The 17,512-nt window shown below is 54.7% G+C and carries 15 protein-coding genes; 8 read left to right on the top strand and 7 right to left on the bottom strand.

The features are described from left to right. The 4 genes from QUD54_RS06450 to QUD54_RS06435 are packed head-to-tail and all read left to right on the top strand — an operon-like array spanning window position 1 to window position 3,721. Window positions 1-1,005, top strand: a complete 1,005-nt coding sequence (locus QUD54_RS06450) for a hypothetical protein (protein WP_286336010.1) — start codon at window positions 1-3, stop codon at window positions 1,003-1,005. Between the two features lie 9 nt (window positions 1,006-1,014). Continuing rightward, window positions 1,015-1,776 (top strand): hypothetical protein, encoded by a 762-nt coding sequence (locus tag QUD54_RS06445; protein ID WP_286336009.1) that lies wholly within the window; start codon window positions 1,015-1,017, stop codon window positions 1,774-1,776. Then, window positions 1,773-3,233: a WD40 repeat domain-containing protein gene (locus tag QUD54_RS06440; RefSeq protein ID WP_286336008.1), complete on the top strand. Its 1,461-nt coding sequence runs from the start codon at window positions 1,773-1,775 to the stop codon at window positions 3,231-3,233. Before QUD54_RS06445 ends, QUD54_RS06440 begins: the two co-directional genes overlap by 4 nt. Further along, the gene (locus QUD54_RS06435; protein ID WP_286336007.1) at window positions 3,230-3,721 is read left to right on the top strand and encodes a hypothetical protein; all 492 of its coding nucleotides are present in this window, start codon (window positions 3,230-3,232) and stop codon (window positions 3,719-3,721) included. The genes QUD54_RS06440 and QUD54_RS06435 overlap by 4 nt, the downstream gene beginning before the upstream one ends. Here the strand turns inward: QUD54_RS06435 and QUD54_RS06430 are convergent. Continuing rightward, the gene (locus tag QUD54_RS06430) at window positions 3,707-4,222 is read right to left on the bottom strand and encodes a c-type cytochrome (protein WP_286336006.1); all 516 of its coding nucleotides are present in this window, start codon (window positions 4,220-4,222) and stop codon (window positions 3,707-3,709) included. The two genes, QUD54_RS06435 and QUD54_RS06430, sit on opposite strands and share 15 nt — an antisense overlap. After that, a complete protein-coding gene (dcd, locus tag QUD54_RS06425; RefSeq protein WP_286336005.1) occupies window positions 4,219-4,785 on the bottom strand; it encodes a dCTP deaminase in 567 nt (188 codons plus the stop codon). The genes QUD54_RS06430 and dcd overlap by 4 nt, the downstream gene beginning before the upstream one ends. Window positions 4,786-4,850: 65 nt before the next feature. Here dcd and accB point away from each other — a divergent pair, with 65 nt between their 5' ends. After that, entirely contained in the window at window positions 4,851-5,309 is a 459-nt protein-coding gene (gene accB, locus QUD54_RS06420; RefSeq protein ID WP_286336004.1) for an acetyl-CoA carboxylase biotin carboxyl carrier protein, read from the top strand. 4 nt (window positions 5,310-5,313) lie between these two features. Further along, on the top strand, window positions 5,314-6,651 hold the full coding sequence (locus QUD54_RS06415; RefSeq protein ID WP_286336003.1) for an acetyl-CoA carboxylase biotin carboxylase subunit: 1,338 nt from the start codon (window positions 5,314-5,316) through the stop codon (window positions 6,649-6,651). A 54-nt stretch (window positions 6,652-6,705) separates the two neighbouring features. Here the strand turns inward: QUD54_RS06415 and QUD54_RS06410 are convergent, their stop codons facing one another. Next, window positions 6,706-7,467: a DUF481 domain-containing protein gene (locus QUD54_RS06410; RefSeq protein WP_286336002.1), complete on the bottom strand. Its 762-nt coding sequence runs from the start codon at window positions 7,465-7,467 to the stop codon at window positions 6,706-6,708. 5 nt (window positions 7,468-7,472) lie between these two features. Next, window positions 7,473-8,315, bottom strand: a complete 843-nt coding sequence (locus QUD54_RS06405) for a peptidylprolyl isomerase (RefSeq protein WP_286336001.1) — start codon at window positions 8,313-8,315, stop codon at window positions 7,473-7,475. Window positions 8,316-8,413: 98 nt separating this feature from the next. On the opposite strand from QUD54_RS06405, the gene gltX reads away from it, so the two are divergent. Both gltX and QUD54_RS06395 read left to right on the top strand, forming a co-directional pair. Continuing rightward, entirely contained in the window at window positions 8,414-9,817 is a 1,404-nt protein-coding gene (gene gltX / locus QUD54_RS06400) for a glutamate--tRNA ligase (protein ID WP_286336000.1), read from the top strand. Next, the gene (locus tag QUD54_RS06395; RefSeq protein WP_286335999.1) at window positions 9,807-11,090 is read left to right on the top strand and encodes a malic enzyme-like NAD(P)-binding protein; all 1,284 of its coding nucleotides are present in this window, start codon (window positions 9,807-9,809) and stop codon (window positions 11,088-11,090) included. Before gltX ends, QUD54_RS06395 begins: the two co-directional genes overlap by 11 nt. 18 nt (window positions 11,091-11,108) lie before the next feature. Here QUD54_RS06395 and QUD54_RS06390 read toward each other — a convergent pair whose 3' ends face one another. From QUD54_RS06390 to QUD54_RS06380, 3 genes are all read right to left on the bottom strand, one after another. Next, the gene (locus QUD54_RS06390) at window positions 11,109-14,318 is read right to left on the bottom strand and encodes an NAD-glutamate dehydrogenase domain-containing protein (protein WP_286335998.1); all 3,210 of its coding nucleotides are present in this window, start codon (window positions 14,316-14,318) and stop codon (window positions 11,109-11,111) included. Window positions 14,319-14,446: 128 nt separating this feature from the next. Then, a complete protein-coding gene (locus tag QUD54_RS06385; RefSeq protein WP_286335997.1) occupies window positions 14,447-16,573 on the bottom strand; it encodes a putative bifunctional diguanylate cyclase/phosphodiesterase in 2,127 nt (708 codons plus the stop codon). Continuing rightward, complete coding sequence (locus QUD54_RS06380; RefSeq protein WP_286335996.1) at window positions 16,570-17,511, bottom strand: cytochrome-c peroxidase; 942 nt, start codon at window positions 17,509-17,511, stop codon at window positions 16,570-16,572. Before QUD54_RS06380 ends, QUD54_RS06385 begins: the two co-directional genes overlap by 4 nt. Window position 17,512: the final 1 nt, after the last annotated feature.

Raw genomic sequence — 17,512 nt, 5'->3', positions numbered from 1 at the left:
ATGAAAGCTCTGGCACTCCTGCTGACGTTGGCCGGGTGGCTCTTCGCCTGCCCGCCGATGCCGGACACCCTCGCCATCGAGCTGAACAGAGCGGGCGTCACTCTGAAAACACCGCCCGCCGAAGAGGTGGAGAGGTTGAGAAAAAGGGCAGGGGCGCGCAGGCTCGAAATCGGAAAGAGCCAAGAGAACATCGCACAGATCGTGCTCGTGGCGCCCCCTCCGGAAAGAGTGGTCACGAAAGTGGGTTCGCAGGTGGATCTGAGCCGATTTTTCGAGCGCAAAGAGTGTATGGGCAGTTGGGATGTTTTTCATGCCTGCCAGCTTCCTCCCGAATCCGGGGACGCGAAGCTGGTCCGAAAGATCGACGAAGCCTTCGTTCGCAAACTCACGGGAGAGGAGCGGTGTGAATGCAGCGGTGAGGATCGCGATCTCTGCCCAAAAGGGGGCGGGGAAGCGGCGTCTGTACAGGAACCCGACTTTCTCAAGTGGCAGCTTCGGTGGCCAGCTCCGAAGACCCTCCGTATCGAAGCCAACATCGGAGAGCCCGGAGGATTCGGAAGCCTGAAGGAGGCCAGGGCGAGCCTGCACCGGATCAACGCCCTGCTCAAAAAGGTCGTCTACGGCGCACATTTCCCCGAAAGCCGAGATGAGGAGCGCAGCCGCGAAGATATCTACTGGACAGAGTCCCATCCAAAGAGAATCGACTACGATTTTGGCAAGGCCGTCGGAACGATTCTCGAAACCCTCGAAAACCGGGGGTATCTCCTGGGGCTGTCGGCAAAGGATCGGGAGCAGATCGCGCATCTGGCCGAAGGGGGGAAACTCCTCTACTACCTTCCGCCCCGATGTGCCGCCAAAACGAAAGAGTGGAGGTGGGTCCCCGATGGGGAGGGAGGATACAGACGTATCGTCGAAACCCCCGCCCCGGGATGGAAAGCTAGGGACAACAACGCCCGCTTCTTTATCGACGCCGAGGGGTGCCCCCGCTATGAATTGCTGAGATAGGAGGATGGAATGAAACGGATTTTTTTGACGCTGATACTCTCTCTGCTGCCCCTGATGGCAGGAAACGATGCGCTATGCATCGAAACGAGTCAAAAACTGTTCGATCTGCAAAACGCCATCGTGACCGATGCGTTCGAAAAACTCGAGCCCGGCGCGTGGGCCGAGTATCGTGCCGGCGACCGGAGCGTCAAAGCCGTCTACGCCGGCAGAGCGCGCATCGGAAACTCGACCCTGCAAGGTATCGAGTTTGGGAATGCTCCCGTGGTCGAACAGGTCTGGTACGCCATCGTCGACAAACGTTTCACGATCGGTGGCGAAACCTACACGATGCGCACCCTCGATCCACGTCTCCTGTTCGTGCGCACGAAAAATGGCCTCTTTCGGCTCGATTACTCCCAGCTATCCATACTCGAAACTTTTATGGGGCGCCGGAGTCTCAGCACCATTCTCACTCCCGCTCAGATCCATGTACCACCCGATTGTTCCCATATACCGCGGCTCTCTTCGCGGTCGGTCAGGCTAAAGAGCGGAAAGAGGATTGAAGCGACTGCCATCACCTCCGAAACGGGGGAGACGATACTCGTGAGTGAACGGGTCCCTTTCGGTGTCGTCCGCCTTCCCGGGCGACCGGGTGCTGAACTGATCGACTTCGGATTCGAAGGGGGCGAGACGACGATCGACGCGAAAGCGAGAAAACGGGCCAAAACCTTCGCGCTGCCGCGTGGGCCGGCCGCCTTTCCGATCGCTCCTTTCGGTGGAGTGCCAAGATGAGAGCGCTTTGGCTCCTCTCTCTCCTCTTCGCCACAGCGATCTGGGCCGCACCGTTCGAGCAGACGCGGCAGATCCAAATTCCCGGCACCTACTACTTCACTCCCGCGCGATCGGGCGGCGAGTGGGCCGCCTTCGGTTACGTCAGCAAGGTCGAGCCCACCCCCGAAGAGCTCGAAGCCCACGAAAAGAGGATGCGTACCATCATCGACGAAGGGATCCGGCGCGAATACGGCAGCTGGGAGAAGTATGAAAAGGCGATGAGAGAGGCGGGCCGCAAAGCCGCGGCCCGGGAGGAGTCCGGCGCCCCTTCGTGGGTGAAGCGCCTGATGCCTCCGGCGGTGGTGCAGGAGGCGGTGCCGCTGTTTCTGAAAGGGGCGCTGACCTATGCGAAAAGCCACCCCGAAGCCTCCAAAGAGCCCATCGGCAATCTGGGCGAAACGGGGGTGATTCTGGTGAGCGGCCGGGGTGAATGGCGCAAAGTCGCTCTGGGTATCGACCAGCCGGTCCTGTCGCTCGACTTCTCTCCCGACGGGCGCGAGCTGGCGGTGTTGACCGATCTGAGCGTGGAGGATAGCAAAGGGCGCTACCACCCCGTCGGGCGCATCGACGTTCTGGCCGTACCCTCGGGCAAAAGGCTCTATTCCGCCATTTTCGCCAACGCCGTCGACGAGGTGTGCTTCACATCCGACGGTGAGTCTCTGACCTTTCTGGTCGAAAACCCGAAAAAGTGGAACCAGAAGGCACTGCGTTTCATCGACAGAAAAACCTGGCGACTTGAAAAGCGCACCCTGCTTTTCGATTCCCGCGACAGTTCGGGGGAGGCTTTCGGAAAATCCTATCGCGTCCCCCACTACCGCTTCTCGCCTAACGGCGAGCGTGTCGCCCTGCTGCTGAAAGACGGCGGCATCGGCCTTTTCGACACGAAGAGCCTGCGGCCGGTTTTCGAGATCGAAGGGGGCGGTGGGGCTTTCGTCTTCGCCCATACCCGCCCCTGGCTCTTCGACGACAACGGACGACTCTGGAATTACGAGACAAAAACCCTGCGGTGGCGGACGAAAGAGAGCTACAAACCCTACCGCTGCGTCGCCTTTCTTCCCGGCGACGGGAGGATCGTCGCCTCGACGATTTTCGGGGCGCTACGGATCTTCGATGCCGAAACGGGCCGCACCGTGGCCGCCTCCCGCAGGCACGAAAGTTATGCGGGCCTCTTTTTCCCCTCGCGGGATGGGCGCCATATCTTCGGCTTCATGAGCGCCCCGCACAATCGCTTCGCCGCCTACCGGGGCTGTTTGAAGCGGCGGGCGGTGGCGCTGAAGGTGCTGGACGCCTCGGATTTGCGATTGCGCCAGCTCGTCGATTTTGCGGATTCGACGGTGCTGGACGCGACGGCGGGAGACGATGCACTGTTTATCAGTGATTTCGATACCATACATATCTACAGAAGGAGTGAACGATGAAACCGATAACGAGAAGTATACTGAGCGTGGCCCTCGGCGCCACACTGGCTCTGGGTGCGAATCTTCCGAACTACAAGACGCTGTGCGAAGAGTTGGGAGAGATTCCCGGATGGTCCCTCACCAAATGTGAGGGGATGAAGATGGTCAACCCGATGATGGGCGAAGTGGTGACGGCCGCCAAAACCTATACCAAAGGCGACAGCAGCCTGGAAGTGACCGTGGTGAGCGGCATGCAGGCGATGATGATGTGGGGACCCTACGCCGCCGGCACCACGATAGAAAACGACGAGGCGCTGGTGAAACTCGAAACGATCGACGGATTCCAGGTCGGTATCTCCTACGACAAAAAAGAGCGTTCGGGGGGCATCGTCGTCCGGTTGGCGGACAACGCCGTGCTGGGAGGGAACTTCCAGAACATGGATTGGAAAGAGGCGCTCGATCTGATGAAAAAGATCGACTGGAAGAGGCTCGCTTCACTCTTTCGGTGAGGATGAGCGCAGCTTCTCGGCCTCGCGGATGCGCTTTTCGATTCCCAGCAGCGGATGGCGCGTCAGGTCGGGGAAGGTTCCGTGGACACCTTTGCCGTCTTCGCCGTGGCATCCGCCGCAGTTGCTGACATAGAAGGTGTGTCCTTCCCTGACCCACTCGGGATGGGTCGGTTTCAGACCTGCCAGAGTGACGACGTAGGCAGCGATCTTTTTGGCCGCCTCCGGATCGGCGAAACCGGCTTGCATGTCGCCGTAGGCGTACCCGAGTTTTTGGGACGAGCCGTTGTTGATGACATTTTCGATGTAGCGTTCCAGGTAGGCGACGGAGCGCAGCTCTTCCAGTGTCTTTTTACTCTCTTTTTCTCTGCACACCGAACATTCGGCCGCTTCGCGCTTCGTTTCGTGGCGGTGTTCCGTTTTGGAGAGATGGCGCGAGCGGTTGAGGTAGAAAGCGGCCGCGACAAAGAGTGCGACAAGAAGCAGAATGAGTGTCTGTCTCAATCTTCGTTCAATATGCGCGGCAGCGTGATGCCGGTCTGTGCCTGGTATTTGCCGGCTTTGTCTTTGTAGCTCGTTTCGCACATCTCGTCACCTTCGAAAAAGAGTACCTGTGCGATCCCTTCGTTGGCATAGATTTTGGCCGGAAGCGGTGTCGTGTTGGAGATTTCGATCGTGATGTGGCCTTCGAACTCGGGTTCGAACGGCGTGACGTTGACGATGATACCGCAGCGGGCGTAGGTGCTTTTGCCCAGGCAGATCGCCAGGACGTTACGGGGAATGCGGAAATACTCGACGGTGCGCGCGAGCGCGAAGGAGTTGGGCGGCACGATACAGATGTCGCCTTGAAAATCGACGACGTTTCGCTCGTCGAAGTGTTTTGGATCGACCACTTCGGCGTTGACGTTGGTGAAGATTTTGAATTCGTCGCTGACGCGTATGTCGTAGCCGTAACTGCTGAGGCCGTAGCTGACGACCCCTTTGCCCACCTGATCTTCACAAAACGGTTCGATCATCTTTTCTTTCAGTGCTTTTTCACGTATCCACGTATCGCTCTTGAGCCCCATCAATCATCCTCTAAATATAGATGTGTTATTATATTACACCTTACTTTAAATTTTTGGAGAATGTGATGAATCTGAAAGAGATAAAAGATCTGATAAAAGTATTTAACGGCAGTGATTTGAGCAAGCTGAAAGTCGAAGACGGCGATTTTGCGCTGACACTCGAAAAAGGCGGTGCGGCCGTGGCGGCCACAGCGGCACCGGTACAGCAGGTACAGGCCGCTCCGGCGCCTGCCGCAACAGCCCCCGCTCCGACAGAGCAGAGTGAGAAGAGCATCCCGGAAAATGCCGATTACATCACCTCTCCGATGGTCGGTACCTTCTATCGCTCACCTTCACCGGACTCCCCTCCGTTTGTCAACATCGGCGATGTCGTTCGCAAAGGTCAGACGCTCTGCATCATCGAGGCGATGAAGATCATGAACGAAATCGAGGCGGAGTTCGACTGCAAAATACTCGATATCCTGGTGGAAGACGGCCAGCCGGTCGAGTACGACATGCCGCTTTTCCTGGTAGAGAAGGTCTGAGCCGATGGCTGAAATCAAACGTATCCTGATCGCAAACCGCGGTGAAATCGCGCTTCGGGCGATTCGAACGATCAAAGAGATGGGCAAGGAGGCGGTCGCCGTATACTCCACGGCCGACAAAGATGCCAGCTACCTGCGGCTTGCCGATGCGACGATCTGCATTGGCGGCGCAAAAAGCGGCGAGAGCTATCTGCATATTCCGGCGATCATCGCGGCGGCGGAAGTGAGCGAGTGCGACGCGATCTTTCCCGGTTACGGCTTTTTGAGCGAAAACCAGAATTTCGTCGAGATCTGCCAGTTTCACGATATCAAGTTTATCGGCCCCAGCGTCGACGTCATGGCACTGATGAGCGACAAAAGCAAAGCGAAGCAGGTGATGAAAGAGGCGGGCGTTCCGGTCATCCCGGGAAGCGACGGGGCCGTCGAAACGGTCGAAGAGGCGAAAAAACTCGCCAAAGAGATGGGTTTCCCAGTTATTCTTAAAGCCGCAGCCGGCGGCGGCGGCCGCGGGATGCGTGTCGTCGAAGACGAGAGCTATGTCGAGAACGCCTTCCTCGCGGCCGAAAGCGAAGCGATCACGGCATTCGGCGATGGGACGATCTACATGGAGAAATTTATCGAAAATCCGCGCCATATCGAAGTCCAAGTGCTTGCCGACAGCCACGGCAATGCCGTTCATATCGGCGAACGTGACTGCTCGATGCAGCGACGTCACCAGAAGTTGATCGAAGAGTCGCCGGCGATGTTCCTCGATGACGAGACGCGGGCGAAGCTGCATGAAGCGGCGGTCAAGGCGACGAAGCATATCGGCTACGAGAGTGCAGGAACCTTCGAGTTTCTGGTCGACAAACACAAAAACTTCTATTTTATGGAGATGAACACCCGTCTTCAGGTAGAGCACTGCGTCAGCGAGATGGTGAGCGGCATCGACATCATCGAATGGATGATCCGCATCGCCGAAGGGGAGAGGCTTTTCGACCAGAGCGACGTACGACTCGAGGGTCACGCGATCGAGTGCCGCATCACGGCCGAAGATCCGGTCAACTTCATCCCCTGTCCCGGAAAGATCAGCAAATGGATCGCGCCAGGCGGAAAAGATGTGCGTATCGACAGCCATGCCCATGCGGGTTACATTATCCCGCAGCATTACGACTCGATGATCGGAAAAGTGATCGTATGGGACAAAGACCGTGCCCGTGCGATCAAAAAGATGCGCCGTGCGATGGACGAGTTCGAGATCGGTGGCGTCAAAACCGTCATCGATTTTCACCGCCGTATGATGCGCAACCCCGATTTCATCGAAAACCGCTTCGATACCAAATACCTCGAATCCCACATGTAGGAAGCGGCCCCTTTTCGGGCCGTTTTTTTCGTTACTCTGTCGCTCTCTTTTCTCTCAAAACTTCCACATCAGTGAAACTTTCTGCGCTACGTCGTATGTTTTGACATCGTTGTTTTTGGGCGGCGTGGAGTCGTAATTGTTGATAAGGCGAAGCAGGAGGTAGAAATTTTCGAAGATCGGTGTCTGCAGTTCCGCGATGGAGTGGACCGTATAGTCCTCCCATGCATCGATTTTTGGCTGATAGAAGAGATAGGCGTTGATCTCCGTTTTGTTGGAAAAGTTTTTTGAGTAGTGGAGGTAGCCGCTGAAACGGGTATTGTATTCGTCCGGATCGATCTCCGGATTGCTGAATCGCAACCGTTCGTAGAGCAGGCCCATCCCAAAGTAGATACGCCCATAGGTTCTGTCGTCATAGAACCGGTAGCGAACCCCCGCTCCTGCCAGCGATCGGTTCTCGATCTCTCTGAGTTTGTTGCTTTCGGTCTGGATATAGGCTTCGGCATAGAACGGATCACTGATTTTGTAAAGATAACGCAGGTGGGCGAATCCTTTGTTCTCGATCTGCGCTCCGAGCGTGTCGGTGTAGTTGTAGCCGCCAAGCGCCCAGATGGCATAGCTGGCGTTGCTGTCGTAGCGAAGGTCGAGATCGAGCCCTATCTCCGTTTTTTCCGTATTGCCGCGCTGGTTGGAGAGCGAAAGGGCCAGTGAACCGCTTGTTCCGGGATGCTCCCCGATTTCGATGGGAGAGATATCGACATAGGCGAAAAGGGGAGCGGCGAAAAGGCAGAGCAGTGCCGTGAGCAGATGCCGGATCATGACGGTCAGGGAGCGCGAAGGATTTTGACGTTGGCGGCGGCGCGGAGTTTTTCAAAGTGGCTTTCGATCGCCTCTTTGCGTTTCTCCTCCATCCATTTGGCATAGACTTTCTGCTTGACCTGTTCGAACGGAAGCGGCCTTGGGTTGACGAGCTCCTGAATCAGAAATGTGACGAATTGCCCGCCTGCGGGGATGATTTGTGTGAACTGCCCTTTGGGTGTCTGTGTCAGAAGATAGAGGAGCTGGGGGTCGAGCTTGTTCGTGGGGATCGTCTGGGCGGTCTGGGTGACGCCCGGAACGGCCGCCATCGGATTTTTCATCGCCTTTTGAAGTGCCTGCCTGGAAGGGGCGGAGTACTGGATCGCGCGTATCGCTTCAGGGATGGAAAATTCGTCGATGTGCAGACGATAGTACTCTTCGAGTGTCGTATCGCTCGGCGGCTGGATTTTGGTGCTGAGGATCTGGCGGTAGAGCCGTTCCTGCAGCAGTTTCTCCTTGACCCTCTTTTTGTATGCGTCCCAGTCGACCCCCTGATTGGCCAGGATCGTGCGCATCTTCAGCGAGTCGATGTTGTTCTGCTGCGCAATGCGTTCGATCTCCTGATTGACGTCGAAATCGTCGACCTGAATGCCCAGACGCTTCAGCTCCTCGTCTTTGAGGCGCTGCTTGATCAGGTATTCGACCGCTTTCTCTTTCGACAGACCCAGCTGTTTCTGGGCTTTGTAGATCTCGTACAGGGTGATGGGCTGGTCGTCGACAACGATGCTGATGGCGTCCACAAGGCCGGCGTAGATCGTTGTGGCGGAAATCAAACATGCCGAAAGGAGAAGGCGTAACGGTTTTATCATCTCGGTGGATACCTCACAATAGTTATAGCCGATATTGTATCAGCTTTTTATCTAAAAGAAACTATAATGGCCCAACTATTTTCAAAGGTGGACAAATTATGGTAGTGACACGTTTTGCCCCGTCACCAACGGGATTTTTGCATATCGGCGGGCTGAGAACCGCACTTTTCAACTATCTTTGGGCACGGAGGAACGGCGGGGAGTTCAAGCTGCGTATCGAAGATACCGACCAGAGCCGCAACTCGGCCGAAGCGACGAAAGCGATCCTCGAGGCGTTCGACTGGGTCGGCCTCTACTACGACGGCGAACCCGTCTATCAGTCCGACCGGTTCGACCTCTACAAAAGCTACATCCTGAAGCTGCTCGACGAGGGGAAGGCCTACTACTGCTACATGAGCAAAGAGGAGCTCGACAAGCTCCGCGAAGAGCAGATGGCGAAAAAAGAGCGGCCGCGCTACGACGGGCGCTATCGTGATTTCACCGGAACGCCGCCGAAGGGGGTCGAACCGGTCGTGCGCATCAAGGCGCCGCTGGAGGGCGAAATCGTTTTCGAAGACGGGATCAAAGGGACCATCACGATCAAAGCCGATGAAGTCGATGACTTCATCATCGCCCGAAGCGACGGGACTCCGACCTACAACTTCGTTGTCGCGATCGACGACGCGCTGATGGGGATGACCGACGTTATCCGCGGTGACGACCACCTCTACAACACGCCCAAGCAGATCATCGTCTACGAAGCGCTCGGCTTCGAACTGCCGCGTTTCTATCATGTGCCGATGATCCTGGGCGAAGGGGGAAAGAAGCTCTCCAAACGCGACGGCGCGGCCGATGTCATGGACTACAAGCGTGCCGGCTATCTTCCCGAAGCGCTGCTCAACTTCCTCGTACGCCTGGGATGGAGTCACGGCGACCAGGAGATTTTCAGTATGGAGGAGATGCTCGAGCACTTCGATCCGACCGATATCAACGCCTCCGCGTCGCAGTACAACCCGGACAAGCTGCTCTGGCTCAACGCCCACTACATCAAAAACAGCTCCAACGAGCGTCTGGCGAAACTGCTGGAAGATTTCGGCCTCTATCTGCTCAGCCACGACAAGCGCGAGATTCTGCTCGACATTTTCAAAGAGCGATGCAAAACGCTGGCAGAGATGGCGGAGCAGATCAAAGAGGTGATCGAAACACCTGAAAGCTACGATGAAAAAGCGCTCAAGAAGGCGATGAAAGGCAATGCCGCCGAGATTCTCAGAGCGTTTGTGCAGAAAATCGAAGATGCCGCCGGAGAGTTGCATCTTCCGACCGATTACCATGCACTGATGGAGAATTTCGTCAAGGAAAAAGAGATCGGTTTCGGCAAGATCGGCATGCCGCTTCGCGTCGCACTTATCGGTCGCCTCGGCGGCCCCGATCTGAGCGATGTGATGAGTATCGTCGGCAAACAAGAGACCGTTGCGCGCATCGAAAAACTATTGAACACCATAAAGGAATCCAGTGCCTCATAGCATCACAAAAGACGAAGTCCTAAAATACCATGAAGGCGGCAAGATCGGTATCGCGATCACCAAGCCTTGCGACAGCGCCCGAGACCTTTCGATGGCCTACACTCCGGGCGTGGCGGAGCCGTGCCTGGCGATCGAGAAGGACCCGGCATTGGCATACCGCTACACCAACAAAGCCAATCTCGTCGCCGTCATCACGAACGGAACGGCGGTGCTGGGACTCGGCGATATCGGACCCTGGGCGAGCAAGCCCGTGATGGAGGGAAAGTCGGTCCTTTTCAAGAAGTTCGCCAATGTCGACGCTTTCGACATCGAGATCGACGAAAAAGATCCGCAGAAGCTGATCGCGATCTGCAAAGCGCTCGAACCGACGTTCGGCGGGATCAATCTCGAAGATATCAAAGCCCCGGAGTGTTTCGAAATCGAGGAGAAGCTGAAGAAAATTACCAACATTCCGGTGATGCACGACGATCAGCACGGTACGGCGATCATCACGAGCGCGGGGCTCATGAACGCACTGGAGTTGACGGGAAAGGATATTTCGAAGATGAAGATCGTCGTCATCGGTGCAGGCGCCGCGGGTATTGCATGTGCGAAGATGTACCGCCAGCTCGGTGCCGAAGAGATCGTGATGCTCGACTCCAAAGGGGTCATCCACAGCGGACGTGACGACCTGAACCCCTACAAAGCCGAGTTCGCACTCGATACCACCGACAGAACCCTCGAAGATGCGATGCGCGGTGCCGACATGGTGCTGGGCCTTTCTCGGGCGGGGCTCGTGACCAAAGAGATGGTCGCTTCGATGGCACCCGATCCCATCATCTTCGCCCTGGCGAATCCCGTACCGGAGATTTTGCCCGAAGTGGTCGCCGAAGTGCGTGACGATGCGATGATGGGTACGGGCCGCAGCGACTACCCGAATCAGGTCAACAACGTTTTGGGATTTCCTTTCATTTTCCGAGGCGCGCTCGATGTCCGTGCGACGGCGATCACGGAGGGGATGAAGATGGCGGCGGCCAAAGCGCTTGCGGATCTGGCGAAAGAGCCGGTTCCCCAATATGTCAAAGATGCCTACGGTGGGGAGGAGCTCGCTTTCGGCCCCGACTATCTGATCCCCAAACCGTTCGACAAGCGGGTATTGCTTTGGGAATCCGCGGCCGTGGCGAGAGCGGCGGTGGAAGAGGGTGTGGCGCAGGTGGAGAGTTTCGACTACTGCAAATACCGCACCAAGCTCGCCGCCGATATCGGACTCATACTCGCCGATCCCTGCGAATAGAGGCGTATCTCCCCATTTTTAAATGGGATTCTCCACGGTCATCTGGATCAGGCTGTTGACGAGGATCGCGATATCCTCGAGCCTTTCGATGACGGGCTGTTCCATGAATTTTCCAAAACTCTCCTGAAGGAAAGTGTACCGTTCTTCGCAATCGTGAAGGTAGCTTTTGAGTGCCTCTTCCATCGTTTCGTTCTTTCTCTGGTAGTGGATCACTTTTTCGCTCAGAGAGGTGACGGCGAACTCGATGAACTCTTCGAGCTGCTTTTTGATCGTATGCTCCTCTTTGTTTTTCGGACGGTAATTTTCCAGTGCTTCCATGATTTCGTTGATATGAAGCTCTTTGATGATGGCGTACATCAGCTTCGCCGTTTCGTCGAAGCGGCGGTGGTTCTTTTCATGCAGAATGATCGCGGCAACAGTGAATTTCATGTAGGGAAGATGGTGAAAAAAGCGGTTGATCGGGCTCTTTTCGTTGACGATCGGAACGATGTTTTCATCCGGTGTCATCTCCATCAGGGTCGCCAGTTCGCTCTTGTACCGAAGAAGTGTCGGCGCATGGATCTGCTCGGGTGAGAGATGGCGTATCATCCAGTTGACGCTGAACTCCAGCGTCGTCTCGATTTCGAAGAGCAGTTCATACTGCTTTTGGGCCTCCATCGCATAATCGTGACGGAAGATTTCGAACCGGATATCGTTGGAGCCGAAGAGTTGGTTGCATATCAGATAACTTTTGACTTTCGATACGAAACGTTCGTTGCCGAGTTCGTCGAAATCGCTGACGAAGGTGACCCCTGCATTGTTGACGACCCTGTTGGCCATAACGGTAGCGGCGATTTCGCGCCTTAGGGGATGGCCGAGTATTTCGTCTTCGTAGATGGTGGTAAAGGTTTTTGGGAAATATTTGAGCAGGTACTCCTGGGCGAACGACTCTTCGAGTAGGTCGCTTTCGAGAAGCTGGCGTTTCAGAAATATTTTGGCGTAGGAGAGAAGTGTGCCGAGTAGGGGACGAACGAGCCCCTGGTTTGAATCGAGTACTTGCTCGATTTTTTCGTCTTTGGGGATGTGGAACTGTTTTCGGCTGAAGACGGGAAGTTCGCGTTCGAGCAGGGCGATCGCCTGTAGAAACGGCACCATATCGCGCTGGCTTCGGCGATAGTCGAGTGAAATGGCGAGCGACTGGTGGTAGTTGGTCCAGAGTACCCTGTTGGTGACCATTTCCGCCTGGTGCTGTAGCGCTTCGAGGCGGCTCTTGTCGTCCAGCTGTCCCTTTCTTACAAGTGCACCGAGCGTGATTTTCAGATTGACCTCGTAATCGCTGGTATTGACGCCGGCGGAGTTGTCGATGGCGTCGAGATTGATGAAGCCGCCCGCTTTCGCATATTCGATCCGTGCAGGAAGCGTGAATCCGAGATTTCCCCCTTCGCAAACGGCATGAACCTTCAGGTCGGACGCGTCGATGCGGACATTTTCGTTCGCTTTGTCGCCGACGTCGAGATTGCTCTCCCAACTCGCTTTGACGTAAGTTCCGACGCCACCGTTGAAGAGCATATCCGCTTTCAAGCGCAAGACGGCCTGCACGATCTCTTCACCGCTCATACTCTGGCGTGTCGTCCGGAAGAGTTTCTGCATCGCGTTCGAAAGCAGGATCTCCTTTTCGTCGCGTCCGAAGACACCGCCACCTTCGCTGATCTTTTCAGGATCGTAGTATCGCCATCCCCCTTTGGGGCTCGCGGCGAAGAGGCGTTTTCTCTCCTGGTAGGAGATCTCCGGGTCGGGGTCTGGATCGATGAAGATTTCGTTATGGCTTATGGCCGCCAGCAACCTGAAATGGCGGCTCAGCAGCATACCGTTGCCGAAGACATCCCCATTCATCGACCCGATGCCGACGACGGTTATCGGTGTTTCGTAGAAGTTGATGCCCCGTTCGATAAAAAAGCGCTCCACGGAACGCATCGCTCCTTTGGCGGTAATGCCGAGTTCTTTGTGGTTGTATCCGTTGCTTCCTCCGCTCGCAAACGCATCGCCCAGCCAGAACGCTCTTTTTAGCGCGATCGCGTTGGCGGTATCGCTCATATGGGCGGTTCCTTTGTCGGCCGCGACGACAAGATAGGTGTCGTCTCCATCGTATCGGACGATTTTCGGATTGACGATCGTTCTTCCCTCCTCCTGATTGTCGACAAGGTCGAGTAGGGCATCGATATAGAGTTCGTAGAAATGTTTAAAAGTATTGCGGTCGATCTCTTCTCTCGGAAGACGTATGATAAACCCTCCTTTTGCACCACGGGGAATGATGACGGCATTTTTCCCCTCCTGCGTAAGCATCAAAGAGTGGATTTCGACGCGGAAATCTTCGAATCGATCGCTCCAGCGGATTCCCCCCCTGCTCACTTTTCCCATGCGTAGATGGACCCCGCTGAGACGATAGTGGTGGACGAAAGCTTCGATGTGGGGCTGGATCCCCTCCAGTTTGCCTTGGATTCGATCCGTGTGTGTTTTGAATGCGATCGTCTCCTTTTCGAGAAAAAAGTTGGTTCTTACCATCTGTCGGATCATCTCGAAGAGCATACGGATGACCATATCTTCCGTGATGTGGGTAATGGGATGGAGCATCTTTTCGATCCTCTTTTCGCTCTCGTTCATCTGCTCTTTTCTGCGTTTGAGGGCAGGGTTGAATTTCAAATAGAAGTAGGTCAGAAGCGATTTGGTGATTTGGTGATGTTTGATGAGAACATCGGTGATCGTCACGCGGTTGAAGGAGAGGACCAACTGGTTTTCGAAATCGATCAGTGCGTTGAGCAACTCGAGTTCCCGGGGGGAAAAATTTTCGAGCAGAGTGAGCTGCAAAAGCGGTGTGTTGGGGAGTTTCGGGTGGCAGAGCATCGTTTCCAGAAGCTCGAGAATATTCTTTTTCGTCCGCTTGATATCGTCGACACGCTCGTTTCCGATCCGATAGCGGCTGACCGATATCTTTTTTTCTCCGAAAGGGATTTCGTAGGTGATTTCACTGTGGACGGCCAGACCGATATTTTTCAGAAGTGGTACGATCTGCGTCAACATAAAATGGTGTGTGCTGTAGATCTTCAGATAGAGCGCACCATTCTCGTCTTCGATAAACTCCGCTGCGAAGGGGTGGGTTGAAAGCTCTTTTTCGATCGTCTCCGGAAGCGTGAGGTCGTCACTTCTTAGTATCTGTAGGCAGGTATTGGCGTATCGTTGATCCAAATCCATGGTTTACCTTTTGTCTGAAATTTTTTGACAAAGCCGGCTTCGGTGAAGCTTCCATTCGTTTGGCTCTGTCTGAGGGCGGAAAATGAAACATCCAGATTCTATCGCGTATAGGTGATTTTAGCTGAAAATCATGAATCTTTTATTTGGCACTCCGGACAATCCGAAAAAGGGAGTGGCTTGCCGAGAAAAAAGCCCTGTCCAAACCCGATGCCCAGGCTTTTCACCTTTCTCAATACCGCTTCGGAGTGGACGAACTCCGCGACCGTTTCGATGCCCGCGCCTTTGGCGAATTCGACGATGGTTCGGACGATGAGTTCGGCGTGGGTGTCGTGGTCGATATTTTTGATGAGTGAACCGTCGATTTTCAGAAAATCGATATCGAGCTGCAGCAGTTTTTCGAAATTGGAGTAGCCGCTTCCGAAATCGTCGATGGCGATCTTGCAGCCGTGATGTCTGACCCGGTTGAGAAAATCGGCCACCAGTTCGTAATCCTCGATCTCTTCGCTTTCGAGTATCTCAAAAGTGATCCGGTCCGCAATCTCTTCGTATTCATGCAAAAGACCACAGATGATCTTTTTATCGTAGCTGCTCGCGATATCTCCCGACGAGATATTGACGCTGAAGTGCGCGCCGCTTTGGCGCGCCGTTTCGAGTGTCTGGCGCAGAATGGTTGCGGTGATGGTCCCGCTCAGTTTCGCCTGTTTCGCCGCTTCGAGAAAGTGGTAGGGTGTGAGAACCTCTTTGCTCGCGGTTCGCATGCGTGCAAGGGCTTCGTATTTGACCGTTTTTCCGCTTTCGAGATCGACGATCGGCTGGAAATAGGGGAAAATTTCATCATTCGCGATGGCGGTTTTGAGCTGTTGAATGGCATGGATGTTGCGGGCGATCGTTTCGGAGACGTCCATGGAGGGATTGAAGATCAGATAGCGGCTACGCCTGGATGATTTGGCCGCCTTGAGGGCCATGTCCGCCGTTTCCAGGAGGCGCTCTTTTGCCGTGCTGGCGCCTGCGGACATGGAGATATCGATAACGAGTCCGTTTATCTCGAAGGAGGTGTTGTCGCAGCTGTCGAATATCTCTCCGATCAGCGCTTCGATCTCATCCTGGTTTTCATACTCGAACAAAACGCCGAAATCGTCTCCTCCCAGACGGTAGAGAGACGCTTTCTGTGATGTCTGAAGGAGGGTTTTGAGTCGTTTGGTGCACTCTTGCAAGACGGCATCGCCGATGGCGGCGCCGTAAAACTCGTTGATATGTTTGAAGCGGTCGATATTGAGCAAAATCAGTGCGGGTTTCGATAGAAGGTTCTTACGGTGATGGTACGCCTCTCTGTTCAAAAGGCCCGTAAGCGGATCGGTCACGAGCGACTTTTCCAGCCAATCGCGCATCTTCTTCAACCGGATATTCTCTTTTTCGGAATGGATAATGAAATAGATCACGACCAGAATGGTGCCGAGATAGATGAGCAGGAAAACGTTTCCAATCGTATTGATGTGGTCCAGCTCCTTTTTGCTCTCTTTCGAAAAGAGACGGAAGGTCTTCTCGAGGCTGTGCACCATCGATTTGTCGAGAATTTCGTTCAACTCTTTATGAAACCTCGGAAAATAGGAGACGAAGACATTGAGATGCCTGTATGAGGCTTCCAGCAGACGCGCTTTCCGTTTCTCGCCGATACGTCTCAGATAGCCGGCCAGCTCCTTTTCGTACGTGTGCAGCTCTTCGACGAACGATTCGTCGAGCGCGTTTTTCGCGAGAAAAAGGCTGGTGTTGATTTTCGAAAGGAGCAGGATGATTTCCCGGTCCAGCGGTTTCGTGATATCGAAGAGCGTATAGGCTTTGCGTGCCAGTGTCGGCAGATAGACGAAACTGTTTTTCAAGGAGGCGTTCAGGGTCAGAAAATCGTGGATCGTTTCGACCCGCTTTGCGAAAAGCGCTTGGGTCTTTCGCAAATGGTGAAGGGTATAGGGATAGTAGTCGGCGTTGTCACGGATCTTTTTTTCGAGCGATTGGAGTTCGTTTGTGATGGTTTTGCTCTCCTGAAGAATCCTGTCGGTGTTGAAATAGAGAAAATAGTTGGCCTGAAGAACCGTATGCTGGAGCGTCACGATGTCGGTATGGAGTTTCTGGAAGGTCTGGTTGGTCGATTCGATCCGACCGAAACTCTCTTTGAGAGAATTTTGCTGATAGAGGATGATGCCGATGCCGAGCAGCGCGGCCGTCAGGGCGATGCCAACTTTCGCGAAGAGCCGGTTCATCGCTTTCGCCCGCCCTCTCGCAAAATGGCGGGTTTTTCGCCGGTGAGAGCGTTCAAGAAAGCTTTCAGAGCCGTGATCTCCTCCTCTTCCAGTTCGAAACCGAGATTGTGGTGGCCCATTTTACGAAGAGACTCTTCGAGACTCTTCGCGCTCCCGTCGTGAAAGTAGGGGGCTGTGAGCGCGATGTTTCTGAGCGTCGGGACTTTGTAGACATTCTTGTCTTTCGGATCGTGGGTGATGGCATATCTGTCGGGATTTTCCGCTCTCCAGACGTAAGGGAAGATGAGACCGAATTTCTGGTAGCTGTTGCCTCCGACGTTGATTCCGTTGTGGCAGGTGATGCATCCGAGGGTTTTGAAGAGCCTGTACCCTTTTTTCTCCATAGCGGAGAGTTCAATTTCTCCTCTCATGTATCGGTCAAAACGGCAATTGGGCGTGATGAGCGCCTTTTCGAACTCCGCGATCGCTTCGAGCGCTTTCGGGTAGGAGGGTTCGGAGTGAAAAACTTCGCGGAAGAGTCTGTTGTAGTATCCGTTTTTCGATATGTAGGTTTCGATCTCTTTGGGAATCATATCCATCTCGACGGGATTGTGGAGCGGTCCGTTGGCCTGGTCTTTCAGGTCTTTGGCGCGGCCGTTCCAGAACTGGCGGAAGTTGAAGTAGCTGTTGAAGACCGTCGGGGCGTTGACATTGCCGGGCTTCCCGTGTACGCCGATCGAAACGGGTCTCGGGTCCGCTCCGCCATGGTCGAAATCGTGGCAGCTGTGGCAGCTAACCGTACCGTCGGAAGAGAGCATCGGATCCATGAAAAGCAGCCTGCCGAGTTCCGCTTTTTTGTGATCGTAGGGAATGGTTTTAGGGATGGGTTGAATCGGTTCGTCCGCCGATAGATGAAGCGCACCTCCTATCAAAAGTATAAAAAGAAGCGTATATTTCATT

It is taken from the genome of Hydrogenimonas cancrithermarum, assembly GCF_030296055.1.
Taxonomy (GTDB): domain Bacteria; phylum Campylobacterota; class Campylobacteria; order Campylobacterales; family Hydrogenimonadaceae; genus Hydrogenimonas; species Hydrogenimonas cancrithermarum.
The sequence above is the reverse complement of the archived record's forward strand: the minus strand, read 5'-3'. Positions and strand labels throughout refer to the sequence as shown.

Bases quoted from the DNA above. Each gene is read 5' to 3' on its own strand.
- QUD54_RS06450 (WP_286336010.1), top strand. From the start codon at position 1: ATGAAAGCTCTGGCACTCCTGCTGACGTTGGCCGGGTGGCTCTTCGCC.
- QUD54_RS06385 (WP_286335997.1), bottom strand. From the start codon at position 16,573: ATGAACCGGCTCTTCGCGAAAGTTGGCATCGCCCTGACGGCCGCGCTG.
- QUD54_RS06415 (WP_286336003.1), top strand. From the start codon at position 5,314: ATGGCTGAAATCAAACGTATCCTGATCGCAAACCGCGGTGAAATCGCG.
- accB (WP_286336004.1), top strand. From the start codon at position 4,851: ATGAATCTGAAAGAGATAAAAGATCTGATAAAAGTATTTAACGGCAGT.
- QUD54_RS06435 (WP_286336007.1), top strand. From the start codon at position 3,230: ATGAAACCGATAACGAGAAGTATACTGAGCGTGGCCCTCGGCGCCACA.
- QUD54_RS06380 (WP_286335996.1), bottom strand. From the start codon at position 17,511: ATGAAATATACGCTTCTTTTTATACTTTTGATAGGAGGTGCGCTTCAT.
- QUD54_RS06445 (WP_286336009.1), top strand. From the start codon at position 1,015: ATGAAACGGATTTTTTTGACGCTGATACTCTCTCTGCTGCCCCTGATG.
- QUD54_RS06405 (WP_286336001.1), bottom strand. From the start codon at position 8,315: ATGATAAAACCGTTACGCCTTCTCCTTTCGGCATGTTTGATTTCCGCC.
- QUD54_RS06390 (WP_286335998.1), bottom strand. From the start codon at position 14,318: ATGGATTTGGATCAACGATACGCCAATACCTGCCTACAGATACTAAGA.
- QUD54_RS06440 (WP_286336008.1), top strand. From the start codon at position 1,773: ATGAGAGCGCTTTGGCTCCTCTCTCTCCTCTTCGCCACAGCGATCTGG.
- dcd (WP_286336005.1), bottom strand. From the start codon at position 4,785: ATGGGGCTCAAGAGCGATACGTGGATACGTGAAAAAGCACTGAAAGAA.
- QUD54_RS06410 (WP_286336002.1), bottom strand. From the start codon at position 7,467: ATGATCCGGCATCTGCTCACGGCACTGCTCTGCCTTTTCGCCGCTCCC.
- gltX (WP_286336000.1), top strand. From the start codon at position 8,414: ATGGTAGTGACACGTTTTGCCCCGTCACCAACGGGATTTTTGCATATC.